We start from the raw sequence: 14,513 nt of genomic DNA on the forward strand, positions 1-14,513 counted from the left end.
TGGAGCAGTGTTGCAGATTGACGCAACCTCATTTCCGCGAGAGCGCAGACCGTCTTTCTGGTACCGCCATGTTGGCGTTCCGAAGCGCGCCGTACAGCCCGCATCCGGCCGGAAAACGGCGGCATCAGGTAGCCATCCATCAGGCTTCGTCCGACGCGTTCGATGGCACACGAATTGCGTTTGCTTGCGTACCCATTTTTGTTTAAAGAGGAGACACCATGAAACGCAAGACCTTTACCTTTGTTTTTGGCGCATTGATCATGTCCGCATCGATGGTGCCGCTTTCCGCGATGGCGCATGGCGATGTCGTGCCGCAGGCCGTCGATACCAGCACCTTGCCGCAGCTCGGAGAGGGCTGGCGTGACGAGAATCCCTTCAAGGGCAACAAGGAGGCGATCAAGATCGGTACCTCCGCCTTCGCGCAGAACTGTGCACGCTGCCATGGTATCGAGGCGGTTTCCGGCGGCATCGCTCCCGATCTGAGGAAGCTGGACCGCGACTGCTTCGGTCTGAAAAACGAGGCGAAGAAGAAGGCCTGCTACAAGGATAACGACCAGTATTTCCTGACCTCGATCCGTGGCGGCAAGACGCGCAACGGCGCGGTGTACATGCCGCCGTTCGAGAAGGTCTTCAGCCAGGAAGCGATGTGGGCGATCAAGGCCTATCTCGAAACGCGTCGCGAAACCAACTGATCAGTGCACCCCTTCCAACAACATAATCGGAGACAGAGATGATCATGCACGTATTGCGGAGGCTGGCGGCGCCGTTTGCCCTCGCCTTCACCTTGTATGCGCCACTGCAGCAGGCACACGCCGACCTCGACAAGCTCAAGCAGGGCGGCATCCTGAAGGTGGCGGTATATAACGACTTCGCGCCGTTCTCGAACAAGGAGAGCGGAATCGATGTCGATTTTGCACGCGCGCTGGCCGACAAGCTCGGATTGAAGCTGCACCTGCTTCCCTTCGATGCCGGCGAAGACCTGGGCGATGATCTGCGCAATATGGTGTGGAAGGGGCATTATCTCGGCTATGGGCCGGCTGACGTGCTGATGCATGTGCCGGTCGATCCGCACCTGATGAACGCGAACAAACAGGTCAAGATCTTTGCACCGTACTATCACGAAAAGGTCCGCCTCGTGCGCGACGTGCGCAAGATCCCCACGTACGAGAGCGTCGATTCGCTCGCCGGCAAGAAGGTCGGCGTCGAGAAGGTGTCGATCTCGGCGATGGTCATGCTCGGAGAGCAGGACGGGAAATTCCGTGATAACGTGAAGATCTTTCCGACGGCGATTGAAGCGCTGGAAAAGCTGAAGGCGGGTGAGCTCGATGCGGTTCTGGCCAATCAATCGGAAATCGAGTCGGTGATCAGGCAGGATCCGAATTTCGCGCTGAGCGAGGCAACGTTCCAGCGCCTGCCGCGCCAGGGATGGGTCGTCGGCCTCGCCGTGCGGGATGGTGACGTCGAACTCGCCAAGGCCTTGCAGGCAGCGACCAACGACATGGCGTCTTCGGGCGAGCTTGCGCAGATTTTTGCGAAGCACGGCGTGTCGCTGGCGAAGCCGTAGGACGCCAGATAAAGGATGCGCAGCCGCTCGTGACGCGGAGCGCATCCCCATTTGTGCGCACTTGATCCGAAGTGCGCAACGTCTTCTACTAATGCAGCTTGATGCGCGGGTTGCGCGCCCAGTTGATGGCCTCGGCCCATGTCACCAGCCATGTTCTGAACCAGCCGCTGACGGCAATCTGGTGGCGCTTGTAAAGCCACCAGTACATCCACTTCGCGATGTAGCCTTCGATGAACACCGATCCCCGCGCGACGGCACCCATCAGGTTGCCCACGGCGCTGTATTCTCCGAGTGATACCAGAGATCCGTAGTCGTGGTAGCTGAACTCCAGCAGCGGTCTTCCTTGCAGCATTCGCACCAGTGATTTCGCCAGCATTGTCGCTTCCTGGTGGGCCGACTGCGCGCGCGGCGGAACCGGCGGCCGACCATCGCCTTGCGGGCAGGCGGCGCAATCGCCCATGGCGAAAATGGATGGATCGTGCGTGGACTGCAGTGTGCGATGGACAACCACCTGATTGAGACGGTTGACTTCGAGGCCGTCGAGCGTCTTCATGAAGTCCGGAACCTTGATGCCCGCGCACCACACCACCAGTTCGCTGGGAATGAAGGTGCCGTTGGCCATCTGCACGCCATCCTTCGTCACTTCCACCACGCGCTCGTTGGTGCGGATCTCGATGTCGAGCATGTGCAGTTCCTGCGCGACTGCCGACGAGAGGCGTTCCGGCAGGGCCTGCAACAACCGGGGCGCGGCCTCAACGACCACGATCCGCAAATCCTTTCCAGGATCGAAATTGGCCAGGCCGTAAGTGGACAGGATCTTGGCTGTCATGTGCAGCTCGGCCGAAAGTTCCACGCCGGTTGCGCCGCCGCCGATGATGGTGACGGTGAAGGGTGGCTGGCCGGGCTGTCTCGGCCGGGCCTGCGCACGAATGCACGAGTTGATGAGGCGCTGGTGGAAGCGCTCGGCGGCGGCGGGAGTGTCCAGCATGATGCAATGTTCGCGCGCGCCAGGAGTGCCGAAATCGTTGCTCTGGCTGCCGATCGCAAGCACAAGCGTGTCGTACGGGATTGCCCGGCGCGGAAGAATCTCGTTGCCGTCTTCGTCATGGGCCGCTGCGAGGTAGACTTCCTTTTTCTCGCGGCTTAGTCCATCCATGCGCCCCAGCCGGAAATGAAAGTGGTAGTTGCGGGCGAGGGCGAGATACTCGAGTTCGTCGGTATGCGTATCCATTGTCCCGGCTGCGATCTGGTGCAGCAAGGGTTTCCACAGATGGGTGCGGGCCGCGTCCACCAGCGTGACTTGGGCCTTGTTCTTCTTTCCAAGTTTCTTTCCAAGGCGAACGGCGAGTTCGAGGCCGCCGGCGCCGCCGCCGACGATGGTGATCCGGTGTGGATGCGACGTGAATGCTTGGGCCAAGACGATCTCCGTGAGATGCACGCAGAAATGCTGCCGCGAGAATTGAATTGCAAAACTGACATCGCCTCGCATTCCTGCAGGGGCGGGGATGCTGGTATGACCCGTGCAGGCTTCGTGCATCGACTCCGGACGGATTGATTCAAATCAAACAACTGGCAAAACCCGTTTGTTACATTCGTGCGCGACGATATGCACATGTGATGGAACAAGACAAATAACAGGGAGTCTCCGATGAGAGTGCTGGTCGCGGTGGACGGTTCGAAATATTCGCGCAAGGCGGTCAAGCATGTGGCGTCGCATCTCGACTGGTTCCAGGGCAAGCCGGAACTGCATTTGCTGCATGTAAAGGAGCCGGTGCCGGCAGGGCGCTCCAGGCCGTTCCTGGCCGCAGACCTTATCGCCGACTATTATCGGAAAGAATCCGAGATCACCCTTTCGCCGGCCGGGAAATTGTTGGACAAGCTCCAGATCCCGTATACTGCCGCGTGGAGGGTTGGAGACGTGGCGGAAGAGATCCGCGCGTATGCCAGAAAACACAAGATCGACATGATTGTCATGGGTTCGCATGGACGCACGGCATTCCAGAACCTGGTGATGGGCTCGGTGGCGACGAAGGTGATCGCTGCGACGAACGTCCCGATCCTGATCGTCAGATAACACTGCATGAGCACAAGCAAAATAAAGATTCGCGAATTTCTCTGCCGGCTGCCGCTGTTCAATGAAGTGGCGCCGGAGGAACTGGACAAGATCGCGGAATCTGTCAGCGAACTGCACGTTCCGCGCGGCGACATCATTTTCCGGCGTGGCGACCCCTGCGTCGGGTTTCACACGGTCATTTACGGCCAGGTGAAGCTGGCTTTCCATTCTGCGGATGGCAACGAGAAGGTGGTCGAGATCATCGGGCCGGGCTTCAGCTTCGGTGAGGCCTTGATGTTCATGGAGAAGCCCTACATCGTGACGGCGCAGGCGCTTGCCGATTCCCTCGTGCTGCATGTGCCGAAGACTGCCGTTTTCGATGAGCTCGAGCGCGATCCGAAATTCGCGCGCAAGATGCTGGCGGGACTGAGCCGGCGGCTGCACAGCCTGATCTGCGACGTGGAAGCCTACTCGCTGAGTTCCGGCACGCAGCGCGTGATCGGTTACCTGCTGAAGCAGGAGACGCCCGAGGATGGCGGCCAGATCATGCTGAAGGTCAGCAAGACGGTGCTGGCGTCGCGCCTCAACCTGACGCCGGAACATTTCTCGCGCATCCTGCATGATCTCGCCGACCGGCAGATGATCAGCGTGGAAGGGCGCAACATCACCATTCTCGACATCGAAAAGCTGCGGGCATACGAGGGCCGTTGATCAGATCCGGGCCGGCGTCATGCCGGCTCGCGCAGCTTCGACAGATCGGCGGTCATCGTCCGATAGATCCGTGCCGCTTTCCAGATATTGAGCCAGAGCCATGCCGACGAGGCAATGAAGGACAGCGCCGCGACTTGCGACAGCCACGCCGGGAGGAGTGCGGCGGCAAGCAGCAGCACCAGCGCCAGCAGATGGGCGCGGAACTGCCTTTCCGCTACGCGGTCGGGCAGGATCTGTTTGACGTTCGGCGCCTTGGCGCAGCCACCCGCGAGCTTGTTCTGCAAGTGATACCAGACCAGGAAGGGCACGATCTTGTAGAGCATGCCGTTGATGACCGATGCGGCGAAGCCGACAATGAACAACAGGCCCAGCAGCAGCGGATAGGCAGGGATTGCCGCAAGCGCCGGGAACAGTGTGCCGGCAAGCCACAGCACGGTGCCTGCCAGCAGGCTGGAGAGACCGGCGCGCCAGAACAGTGTGGTCGGGTCCGGTTTGGGGCGCTTGCGCCGCCACAACAGGTAGAACGTGGTACCGGCGAACAGGGCGAAGGCCAGCGCGAGCAGTGCCGCCACGGCATTTGTCCAGGCCGCCAGCACTTGGGCCACCGACCAGATGGCGATCAGCGAGAACACCGTTTTTGCGAGCCAGCGGGTGATGTACTGCGGGTAGGTCGGCGTCACCTGGAACATCGGCACGACCTGGTAGGCGACACCGATGACAAGCAGGCCAACCCACCCGAGCAATCCCCATCCGGCATGCATGTTGGCGATGGTCATGACCGGCAATGGCAGCGACAGGCCCCAGGCGAAGGCGCTTGCCGCGACAAGACCGAGGACCACGACCACGGCCAATGCAGTGAGGGCAAGACGGATGGCTGTCAGCATGTCCTTGCCATCCGGTGCGCGCCACACGCCGCGCAGCCCGGCGAGGAACAGCCAGGCAAACCCGATCGCGAGCAGCGGCAGTGCCATTTCGAATAGCAACGGCGATGACAGCAGGAAGCCCGCTACAAGGGCGAGGGTTCCGGCGGTGAGCAAGGCATGCGCGACAGCGGCGGTCCTGTTCGAGTGCGGGATGTCGATGCCGGCCACCACGGGCAGGATCTGCATCAGCGCGCCGATCATGCACATCGCGAGGAAGCCCAGCGTCATCAGGTGCGTGAGGGCGAGCGTCACGGGCGACCAGCGCGAGGCCAGCGCGTCCGGCCCTTCCCAGAGCAGCACGAGGCCGGCGGCGATGGCAAACAGCGGCGCAGTCAGGAAGAAGCGGAGCGGGACGGAGAGCGGCGGGGTCTGCTCAAATGATAAGACGCGCTGCATGTGACTTCGGTATCAGCGTTTATTCCAGATCAGGACTTCGTACAGGAAATCCTCGCGGCACCTGGTTTCGTGGGCATATCCGTTCTGCTCCAGGATGCGATAAAGCGGAAACGGTTCGCGGCCGATGACTACACGCAGGCGGCGGCCGGAAGAAAGTTCCGACAGCGCCTCCAGCACGCGTTCCAGCGGTTCGGGCGGTTCCAGCCCGCAGACATCGAGGACGATATCGTCCTGCGGCGAATTGCTCATGGCGTGACGCCGATACCGCTCATCTCGCTGATCAGTTGCTCCTGCTGGCCGGACAGTACGCGATCGCTCATCTGGTAGAGAATCGTCTCTTCCTTCATGTTGTGCTGCTGGACCATAGTGTTGAAGGTGTCCGAATGGCCGAAGAAGTCATCGGCATCGCGCTTTGCCAGGGCATCTTTCAGCATGGCCATCATGGAGCGCATCTGCTCGTGTTCCATGCGCATCACGCGCGTCGGGCCTTCAGTGCTGCCGATCGCTTTTTCGAAGGTCGGGAACAGCACCTGTTCTTCCATGCCGAAGTGCCGCTCGACCGCATCGACGAATTCATTGAGCGATGTCGCCGCCTGGTCCCATTGGCCGTTGCTGACGCTAGTCTCGGTGTTGGCAAAAAGATCATCGCAGCGTTTGTGATCGCTGCCGAGAAAGCGGGAAATCGTAGTCATGTGAAGCCTTGTTTCGTGAAGGTGCGGCACATTGTGACATTCGCAGCAAGCCGAAATCCTTAACCTGAATCAAGGATTCCGGCACCGTCCCGAGAGTAGAGTGGACAAAGTAGACACATTGTGGGCCAGTTGCCCTAATTCAATTCAAGTCCGGATTTCTTGATTGAGATCAAACAAATTCGACATTGCATTTGCTACATTCGCTCGTTGCTTAGTGATTGGAAGGACCCCCTGTGCTGAAAACTGCTTTACAACCGCTTGTCGTCAAGGGCAAGTCTCTCCTTCCAATCGTCCAGGGCGGCATGGGAGTCGGTGTTTCCGCCCATCGCCTGGCGGGTACTGTCGCGCGCCTGGGTGGCATCGGCACTATTTCCAGCGTGGATTTGCGCCGTCATCACGCCGATCTCATGGCGCAGACCGGAAAGTCGCGCAACAAGGCGCTGATCGATCGCGCCAACCTGATCGCACTCGATCGTGAAATCAAGGCTGCCAAAGCCATGGCCCAGAACATCGGCATGGTGGCGGTCAATGTCATGCGCGCGGTCGCCGAATACGCCCACTACGTCAAGCAGGCCTGCGAGAGCGGCATCGATGCGGTCGTTGTCGGCGCCGGCCTTCCGCTGGACCTTCCCGAGTTGACCGTAGACCACCCGGATGTTGCATTGGTTCCGATCCTGTCGGACGTGCGCGGCATTGCGCTGATCATCAAGAAATGGATGCGCAAGAACCGCCTGCCGGACGCGATCGTGATCGAGAACCCGCGCTATGCCGCGGGCCATCTTGGCGCTGCCAAGCTCGAAGACGTCAATAACCCGCATTTCGCTTTTCCCGTCGTGCTCGAAGGCACGCTGCAGCTGTTCAAGGAGCTCGGCCTCGAGCGCGAGAAGATTCCGCTGATCACCGCAGGCGGCATCAACAGTCATGAGCAGGTACGCGCGCTGATGGACATGGGCGCAAGCGCCGTGCAGCTCGGCACCGCCTTTGCCGTGACGGAGGAAGGCGATGCGCATATCAATTTCAAGAAGGTGCTCGCCGAGGCCAAGCCGGAAGATATCGTCACCTTCATGAGCGTGGCCGGTCTGCCGGCGCGCGCGGTGCGCACACCCTGGCTGGATAACTACCTTGCCAAGGAAGCGAAGCTGCAGCGCAAGGCGGCGCCGAAGGATTGCACCGTCGGCTTCGACTGTCTGCACGAGTGCGGCCTGCGCGACGGCATTGCCAAGCACGGCCAGTTCTGCATCGACACCCAGCTTGCGTTCGCCATGAACGGCGATGTCAAGCGCGGACTGTTTTTCCGCGGCTCGGAGAAACTGCCGTTCGGCAGTGAAATCCGCTCCGTGCGCGAACTCGTCGAATTCCTGCTGAATGGTGTGCGCCCCGCGAAGGCCGACAGCACACTTGTCTGTCCTTCGACTGCTGTCGTTCCCGCCTGAGGACAGGCACACGTTCCATGACGAAGAACCCGATCGACATTTTTGAAGAATAGAAGTTATGCAGAACGCAACAGGCCAGATGGAACTGGTTTGTCCGGCCGGCAGCCTTCCGGCCCTGAAGCTTGCCATTGATAATGGTGCAGACTGTGTCTACCTCGGTTTTCGCGATTCCACCAATGCGCGCAATTTCGCCGGCCTGAATTTTGACGAGAAAGCGATTGCGGAAGGTATCGCCTATGCCCACGGCAAGGGCCGCAAGGTGCTGCTGGCGCTGAATACCTATGCGCAGGCAGCGGACGTGGCCCCATGGCGCAAGGCGATCGACCGTGCCGCAGCTTCCGGCATCGATGCCATCATCCTGGCTGATCCGGCGCTGATGCAGTATGCGACGAAGACCTATCCAAACTTGCGCTTGCACTTGTCCGTGCAGGGATCGGCGACCAATTACGAGGCAATCAATTTCTATCGCGAGCGCTTCAACATCCAGCGCGCCGTGCTGCCGCGCGTGCTGTCGATGGAGCAGGTCGAGTTTGTCACGCAGAACACCGATGTGGAAATCGAGGTCTTCGGTTTCGGCAGCCTGTGCGTGATGGTGGAAGGCCGTTGCGCCTTGTCTTCCTACGCCACCGGCGAAGCACCGAACACGAACGGCGTTTGCTCGCCCGCCAAGTCGGTGCGCTGGCAGCAGACATCCAAGGGATTGGAATCGCGCCTGAACGGCGTGCTGATCGACCGCTACGGCGAAGGCGAAAATGCCGGCTATCCCACGCTGTGCAAGGGGCGCTTCGAGGTCAATAACGAAAGCTATTACGCCATCGAGGAGCCGACCAGCCTGAACACGCTGGAACTCCTGCCGCAGCTGCTGGCATTGGGTGTGCGCGCCATCAAGATCGAAGGGCGGCAGCGCAGCCCGGCCTATGTCGGCCAGGTCACCAAGGTATGGCGCGATGCGATCGACAACTGTCTCAACCACGCGCAACGCTATTCCGTGAAACCCGCCTGGATGACGGAACTCAACAAGGTGGCGGAAGGGCAGCAGCACACGCTGGGCGCCTACCACCGTCCGTGGAAATAATTCGTCGGAGAACACATTTTGAAGCTGGCTCTGGGGCCGAACCTGTATTTCTGGCCACGCAATACCGTATTCGAGTTTTACCAGGCGATCGCCGAAACACCGGTTGATATCGTCTATGTGGGCGAAGCCGTCTGCTCGCGCCGCCGCGAACTGAAACTGAGCGACTGGCTCGACGTGGCGCAGATGCTGCAGGAGGCAGGCAAGGAAGTGTACCTGTCCACGCAGGTCCTGCTGGAATCCAAGACGGATATCGGCACGCTGCACCGCATCACCGAAAACGGACGTTTCGGCGTCGAAGCGAACGACATGGGCGCGGTGCGCTGCCTGTCCGGCAAGATGCCGTTCGTCGCCGGCCCGCACGTGAACATCTATAACGCCCCGACGCTGCAGTTCATGGCGGAGACCGGCGCAAAGCGCTGGGTGATCCCGCTGGAAATGTCGCGCGAGAGCCTCGCGCATGTGCACCAAGGGCGTCCGGAAGGCATGGAAACCGAGGTGTTCGCCTACGGGCGCATGCCGCTCGCCTTCTCGGCGCGCTGTTTCACCGCACGGCATCACAACTTGCCGAAAGACGATTGTCAGTTCATGTGCATGCAGTATCCGGACGGCCTGGCGCTGAAGACGCGCGAAGGACAGCATTTCCTCACGCTCAACGGCATTCAGACACAGTCCGCACTGGTCTACAACCTGGTGAGCGAAATGGAGGAGATGCGCAAGCTGGGCGTGGACGTGGTGCGCATCAGCCCGCAGTCGCAGCATACCGAACAAGTCATCAGCCTATTCCGCGAGGTCATGGACCAGAAACGCAGTGGCGACGATGCCATGGCCGAAATGGAACCGCTGATGCCGTCGGCGCCGTGCAACGGATACTGGTATGGCAAGCCCGGCCTTGAACGGGTGGTGGCACGCTGAATTTTTCGCCGGAAGGTGGAGACCCGTCTCCGGCGCGACGAGTGGATCGGCCAGATAACGATACGGAGAAGCAGGATGTGCCGCGACGCATCCAGTGAGATGATCCGGACGATCCGTGGTCCCTCTCCGCAGTGGAGACGGGCATGAAGGACCGGGCTTCGCCGACTGTCGCTTCGATGCAGGCCCTGGCAAGTATCAGTCGAGGAATTCCTATGAGTGAAAATCGTTTTCTGGTGCCCGAACCCCTGGGCAAGCTGCTTTCCCTGTTGCCGGCCTATCCCGGCTCACTGCTGTTTGCGACCGGGCTCAACCTGGCGCTCAAGAGCGATCTGCCGGAGGACGTGCAGCAATCGCTGAACGGCAAGAGGCTGCGCATCAGCGTCACCGACGCGCGCCTGTCGTTCGACTTCACCTGGCAGAATGGACGATTCGCGCCATGCGCAAGGCAAGCCGAACCGGACCTGACAATCGGCGCCTGCGCCTATGACTTCATGCTGCTGGCGCGCCGCGAGGAAGATCCGGATACGCTATTCTTCAGCCGCCGCCTTTCCATGGAAGGCGATACCGAGCTTGGCCTGCTCGTGAAGAACACGCTCGACGCCATCGAGCTTCCGGTATTCGAGCTCGGCAAGCTGGCGCCGGCCCGCGTGCTGGGCAGGATCAGGCCGGGTGGTAGAGGGCAGGCCTGAGCGGGGAAGATAACGATGGCTGTCAAGGATCCGACTTTTCCTCTCGTTTATTCCTGTTCAGGTTGTTCCAGCGCGGCGCAGACTGCCAACTATGCCGCCGTCCGCCTCGACCGTCTCGGCGTGGCCGAAATGTCCTGCATTGCAGGCGTTGGCGGCGATGTGCCGCAACTGGTGAGGGTGGCCAAGTCGGGCCGCCCGATCATCGGGATCGACGGTTGCCCGCTGGCTTGCGTGCGCAGTTCGCTGGCACGCCATGGCGTCACACCGGACCACTATCACCAGCTGAATGACTACGGCGTGAAGAAGCGCAACCACATGGACTTCGATCCGGAGCAAGGCGATGTCGTGGTGGAACGCGTGATTGCCGATCTCGAGCACCACAGCGCTGCGGCGATCGAAGAGCAGGAGTGATGCAGACGCATGGTGCCCGTGCACCATGCACGTCGCGTTCTCCTATGCCGGTCGATGGACGAAACCGGGAAACATCTGCCTGAGTGTTTCAACCAGGTCCGCACTCGGATAACCGGCGATCGCAGTCGCCTTCAATTCCTTTGTCTTGCAACCCTGCGCACGGAACACCTGCAGCGCATAATTTTTCACGCCCATGCCGGACAGGCTGCGTGCCAGTTCGATCACGTCGTCTTCGCTGAGCAATGCCGGATGCACGGTCGTCCGGAATTCATGATCAATCCCGCTTGCGATAATGGCCTCGGCCGACGCTAGAGTCTGCTGGCCGCTGTCGCTGACGCCGGTGATCTTTTCGTACTGTTCGAACGGCGCCTTGACGTCGAGCGCGACCCAGTCAATTTCCGGAAGCAGTTCCACGAGGCGATGCGGATAGGCTCCGCCGGTATGCAATCCGATCTTGAAGCCCAGGCGGCGTACATCGCGCATCGCGTTGCCGAGCGCCGGGTCGAGCGTCGGTTCGCCGCCGCTGAATACCACGGCGTCGACCAGGCCGACGCGCTTTTCCAGCAGGCCGAGCACACGCGACCACTGCAAGGGGCTCTTCTGCAGGCGTGGCTGCAAATGCGTATTGTGGCAATACCCGCACTGCCAGGGGCAGCCCTGAACGAACACCACCGCCGCGACTTGCCCGGGGTAGTCGGTCGCCGTGAACGGCGTTACACCGCCGACTTTCAGCGAACGCGGCATGCCCTCCGTCGACGCGGCGACCTGCTGCTTGCTCGCTACTGTGGTGACGTTCATGAAATTCTCCCTCTTTTTTTCACGCTGAACGAAGATGCCGCATCAGCATGCGCGCACCATGCGCAAGCCTGCATGACCAATTTGATATCGAAGTTTACGTTGAAGTCGCGTGCCTTGTCGCCTGCCGGATGTAGTGAAAACTAGTCCGCCACTTGATCTGGGGCAGTTTGCGGCAATTTTCTTCAGGCCGTCGTGCAGATTCCGGCACATGCATTTCTCACGCGTGGATCTGCGCCCAGCATCCATCGTCATCTTCGTCGCACGAAGCGATGTCTTCTCGAAGGGGAAGCATGACGGATGCGCACTGTCGTTGTCTTGCGCATGTGCGCGTACGCCTTTCGAACTATGCCGCCATGCGGGGCATACGCTTTCCGGGCTAATGCAATAAGCCTCTTGGCTTTGCGCATTAACCCTCTAACGGATAGTCTGAAGTTGCCAAGTGGCATATGCTCTTTGTCTGACACGCATGCGCTCAAAACGAAACGCAAGCGAAGCACGAATGCGAATGAGTTCAAGATAGTCTTGACTTGGGTCATTGGTTGTACCCAATCAACAAATATAAGCTTCCCTCCCTGTTGCTGACGTGAGATCTGGATCCGTGCTTTTGATCCGTATCCTGACAAAGTTGATCCAGATCATATTTTTTTCCGTGAACCAATACAGATAATGTGCATTAAAAATGCATATTTAAAAGCTGATTCAACCGGTATTTATTTTTTTTCACTTAAAGTCAGTTGTTACAGGAAAGGTAAACATGGCTGATACCAAGAAGACCAAGTCGAACACGGACCTGCCGGAGCAGGGGACCCGTCGCCGGTTCCTCGGGCAAAGCGCAATGCTGGGCCTGGCTGGTGCCGGGCTGCTCGCCGGCTGCAAGGAAGAGCCGGCCGCGAAGGCGTCGGCACCTGCAGCTTCCGCCAGCGCGACGGCTGCTGCCGAGTCCACTGGCATCCACAGCATTGAAGTCCCGCCGGGCAAGCTTGACGACTACTACACGCTTTCGAGCGGTGGTCACTCGGGTGAGATGCGCATCATCGGCATTCCGTCGGGCCGTACGCTCAAGCGCATCCCGGTGTTCAACATCGACCCGATGAGCGGCTGGGGCATTACCAACGAATCGAAGGCCATCATCGGTACCCATCCGGATGGCACCTTGCTGTACAACACCGGTGATACGCACCACGTGCATGGCAGCTACAAAGATGGTACCTATGACGGTCGTTGGCTGTTCGTCAACGACAAGATCCATTCCCGTATCGCTCGTGTCCGCATGGATACGATGGAATGCGACAAGATCACCCAGCTGCCGAACGTGATGGGCTTCCACGGCATCTTCCCGGACAAGTGCGACCCGGTCGATCCGAAGATCAATTACACCACCCGCGTGTTCTGCGGCGCTGAATTCCACATCCCGCTGCCGAACGACGGCCGTGACGTGAATGATCCCACCAAGTGGGGCTGCCTGTTCACCTGCGTCGATGCTGAATCGATGGAAGTGCGCTGGCAGGTTCGCATCGACGGCAACTGCGACCTGGTCGCAACGTCGTACGACGGCAAGCTCGTCGGCACCAACCAGTACAACACTGAAAACGCCGCCGACCAGGCAGGCATGATGGCTGCCGAGCGTGACGCCTGCCTGTTCTTCAACGTGGCTCGCATCGAGAAGATGGTCAAGGACGGCAAGTTCACCACCATCGGCAAGTCCAAGGTGCCGGTTGTTGACGGTCGCAAGGCTGCCAACCAGGATCCGAAGACCTCGATCACCTGCTACGTCCCGGTCGGCAAGAACCCGCACGGCGTGAACGCCAGCCCGGACGGCAAGTATTTCGTCTGCTCCGGCAAGCTGTCCCCGACCGCGACCGTGATCGACCTGTCGCTGGTGCTGAAGTGGTTCGACGGCGATCTGAAGACCGAGCGTGATGCAGTCGTTGCTGAACCGGAAATCGGCCTCGGCCCGTTGCACACCGGCTTCGACGGCAAGGGCAATGCCTTCACCACCCTGTTCCTCGACAGCCAGATCGTCAAGTGGAACGTGGATAAGGCGATTGCGCTCTACAAGGGCGACAAGAACGCCAAGCCGATCATCGACAAGATCGACGTGCATTATCAGCCGGGCCACGGCTTTGCATCGATGGGCGAGACCAAGGAAGCCGACGGCAAGTACTACAACTCCGGCAACAAGTTCTCCAAGGACCGTTTCCTGCCGGTAGGCCCGCTGCACGTGGAAACGGAACAGCTGATCGATATCACCGGTGAAAAGATGCGCCTGCTTGCGGACCACACCGCGCATCCGGAACCGCACGATGGCATCATCGTTCGCCGTGATATCGTGAAGACCCGTCAGATCTACAACCTTGACGAATTCCCGAATGCGGTCAAGCCGGAAAATGCTGGCATTACCCGCAAGGGCAACAAGGTCACCGTGCGCATGATGTCGATCGCTCCGGCGTACAGCATCCCCGAAATCAAGGTGAAGAAGGGTGATGAAGTCACCATCATTCTGACCAACCATGACAAGGTGGAAGACCTGACTCACGGCTGCGCGATTCCGAACTACAACATCTGCTTCATCGTGAATCCGCAGGAAACGAAGTCGGTAACGTTCAAGGCTGATAAGCCGGGTCTGTTCTGGATCTACTGCACCCACTTCTGCCACGCGCTGCACCTCGAAATGCGCAGCCGCTTCATCGTGGAAGCCTGATGGTCTAAGTAGCATGCATGGCGCAGGACGGGCATTGTCCGTCCTGCGGTTTTTCTGTTTTTTGATGGTGGTTTTTTTTGCCGGCACCGCCGTCATTGCGTCAAGTTTCGTAAAATAGGCTCATTCGCCTGCCGGCATGAGTATTTCAGCAAATA

Annotated in this window: 15 protein-coding genes; 10 read left to right on the plus strand and 5 right to left on the minus strand. The window is 59.7% G+C overall.

Annotated elements, in window-relative coordinates:
- Nucleotides 1-260: 260 nt before the first annotated feature.
- Together pedF and VJ698_RS06240 are read left to right on the plus strand one after the other, a co-directional pair.
- Nucleotides 261-692: a cytochrome c-550 PedF gene (gene pedF / locus VJ698_RS06235; RefSeq protein WP_414691125.1), complete on the plus strand. Its 432-nt coding sequence runs from the start codon at nucleotides 261-263 to the stop codon at nucleotides 690-692.
- Nucleotides 693-730: 38 nt separating this feature from the next.
- Complete coding sequence (locus VJ698_RS06240) at nucleotides 731-1,564, plus strand: transporter substrate-binding domain-containing protein (RefSeq protein WP_324101858.1); 834 nt, start codon at nucleotides 731-733, stop codon at nucleotides 1,562-1,564.
- 88 nt (nucleotides 1,565-1,652) lie between these two features.
- Here the strand turns inward: VJ698_RS06240 and VJ698_RS06245 are convergent, their stop codons facing one another.
- The gene (locus tag VJ698_RS06245; RefSeq protein WP_324101859.1) at nucleotides 1,653-2,981 is read right to left on the minus strand and encodes an NAD(P)/FAD-dependent oxidoreductase; all 1,329 of its coding nucleotides are present in this window, start codon (nucleotides 2,979-2,981) and stop codon (nucleotides 1,653-1,655) included.
- A 231-nt stretch (nucleotides 2,982-3,212) separates the two neighbouring features.
- Between VJ698_RS06245 and VJ698_RS06250 the strand changes: the two genes are divergently transcribed.
- Together VJ698_RS06250 and VJ698_RS06255 are read left to right on the plus strand one after the other, a co-directional pair.
- A complete protein-coding gene (locus tag VJ698_RS06250; protein WP_324101860.1) occupies nucleotides 3,213-3,638 on the plus strand; it encodes a universal stress protein in 426 nt (141 codons plus the stop codon).
- A gap of 6 nt (nucleotides 3,639-3,644) precedes the next feature.
- The gene (locus tag VJ698_RS06255; RefSeq protein ID WP_324101861.1) at nucleotides 3,645-4,328 is read left to right on the plus strand and encodes a Crp/Fnr family transcriptional regulator; all 684 of its coding nucleotides are present in this window, start codon (nucleotides 3,645-3,647) and stop codon (nucleotides 4,326-4,328) included.
- A gap of 17 nt (nucleotides 4,329-4,345) precedes the next feature.
- On the opposite strand, the gene VJ698_RS06260 is transcribed toward VJ698_RS06255, so the two are convergent.
- From VJ698_RS06260 to VJ698_RS06270, 3 genes are read right to left on the minus strand one after another with little or no spacing between them, the layout of a single operon-like run.
- Nucleotides 4,346-5,647 carry a hypothetical protein gene (locus tag VJ698_RS06260; protein ID WP_324101862.1) on the minus strand — a complete coding sequence of 434 codons (1,302 nt, stop codon included), beginning with the start codon at nucleotides 5,645-5,647 and terminating at the stop codon, nucleotides 4,346-4,348.
- 12 nt (nucleotides 5,648-5,659) lie between these two features.
- Entirely contained in the window at nucleotides 5,660-5,896 is a 237-nt protein-coding gene (locus VJ698_RS06265) for a DUF2249 domain-containing protein (protein ID WP_324101863.1), read from the minus strand.
- Nucleotides 5,893-6,339 carry a hemerythrin domain-containing protein gene (locus VJ698_RS06270; protein ID WP_324101864.1) on the minus strand — a complete coding sequence of 149 codons (447 nt, stop codon included), beginning with the start codon at nucleotides 6,337-6,339 and terminating at the stop codon, nucleotides 5,893-5,895. Before VJ698_RS06270 ends, VJ698_RS06265 begins: the two co-directional genes overlap by 4 nt.
- A 233-nt stretch (nucleotides 6,340-6,572) precedes the next feature.
- On the opposite strand from VJ698_RS06270, the gene VJ698_RS06275 reads away from it, so the two are divergent.
- The 5 genes from VJ698_RS06275 (at nucleotide 6,573) to VJ698_RS06295 (ending at nucleotide 10,859) form a co-directional block, all read left to right on the plus strand.
- The gene (locus VJ698_RS06275) at nucleotides 6,573-7,772 is read left to right on the plus strand and encodes a nitronate monooxygenase family protein (RefSeq protein ID WP_324101865.1); all 1,200 of its coding nucleotides are present in this window, start codon (nucleotides 6,573-6,575) and stop codon (nucleotides 7,770-7,772) included.
- A gap of 58 nt (nucleotides 7,773-7,830) precedes the next feature.
- The gene (gene ubiU / locus VJ698_RS06280; RefSeq protein WP_324101866.1) at nucleotides 7,831-8,847 is read left to right on the plus strand and encodes a ubiquinone anaerobic biosynthesis protein UbiU; all 1,017 of its coding nucleotides are present in this window, start codon (nucleotides 7,831-7,833) and stop codon (nucleotides 8,845-8,847) included.
- An 18-nt stretch (nucleotides 8,848-8,865) separates the two neighbouring features.
- Nucleotides 8,866-9,759: a U32 family peptidase gene (locus VJ698_RS06285; protein ID WP_324101867.1), complete on the plus strand. Its 894-nt coding sequence runs from the start codon at nucleotides 8,866-8,868 to the stop codon at nucleotides 9,757-9,759.
- Nucleotides 9,760-9,971: 212 nt separating this feature from the next.
- Nucleotides 9,972-10,448, plus strand: coding sequence for a ubiquinone anaerobic biosynthesis accessory factor UbiT (ubiT, locus tag VJ698_RS06290; RefSeq protein ID WP_324101868.1), 477 nt, complete (start codon nucleotides 9,972-9,974; stop codon nucleotides 10,446-10,448).
- Nucleotides 10,449-10,463: 15 nt separating this feature from the next.
- Entirely contained in the window at nucleotides 10,464-10,859 is a 396-nt protein-coding gene (locus VJ698_RS06295) for a putative zinc-binding protein (RefSeq protein ID WP_324101869.1), read from the plus strand.
- Nucleotides 10,860-10,901: 42 nt separating this feature from the next.
- Here VJ698_RS06295 and VJ698_RS06300 read toward each other — a convergent pair whose 3' ends face one another.
- Complete coding sequence (locus VJ698_RS06300) at nucleotides 10,902-11,603, minus strand: anaerobic ribonucleoside-triphosphate reductase activating protein (RefSeq protein ID WP_324102184.1); 702 nt, start codon at nucleotides 11,601-11,603, stop codon at nucleotides 10,902-10,904.
- A gap of 808 nt (nucleotides 11,604-12,411) precedes the next feature.
- On the opposite strand from VJ698_RS06300, the gene nosZ reads away from it, so the two are divergent.
- Nucleotides 12,412-14,358, plus strand: a complete 1,947-nt coding sequence (gene nosZ / locus VJ698_RS06305) for a TAT-dependent nitrous-oxide reductase (RefSeq protein ID WP_324101870.1) — start codon at nucleotides 12,412-12,414, stop codon at nucleotides 14,356-14,358.
- The last annotated feature ends 155 nt before the right edge of the window (nucleotides 14,359-14,513 follow it).

This window comes from Noviherbaspirillum sp. (assembly GCF_035254685.1).
In the GTDB taxonomy this organism is placed as follows: Bacteria; Pseudomonadota; Gammaproteobacteria; order Burkholderiales; family Burkholderiaceae_D; genus Noviherbaspirillum.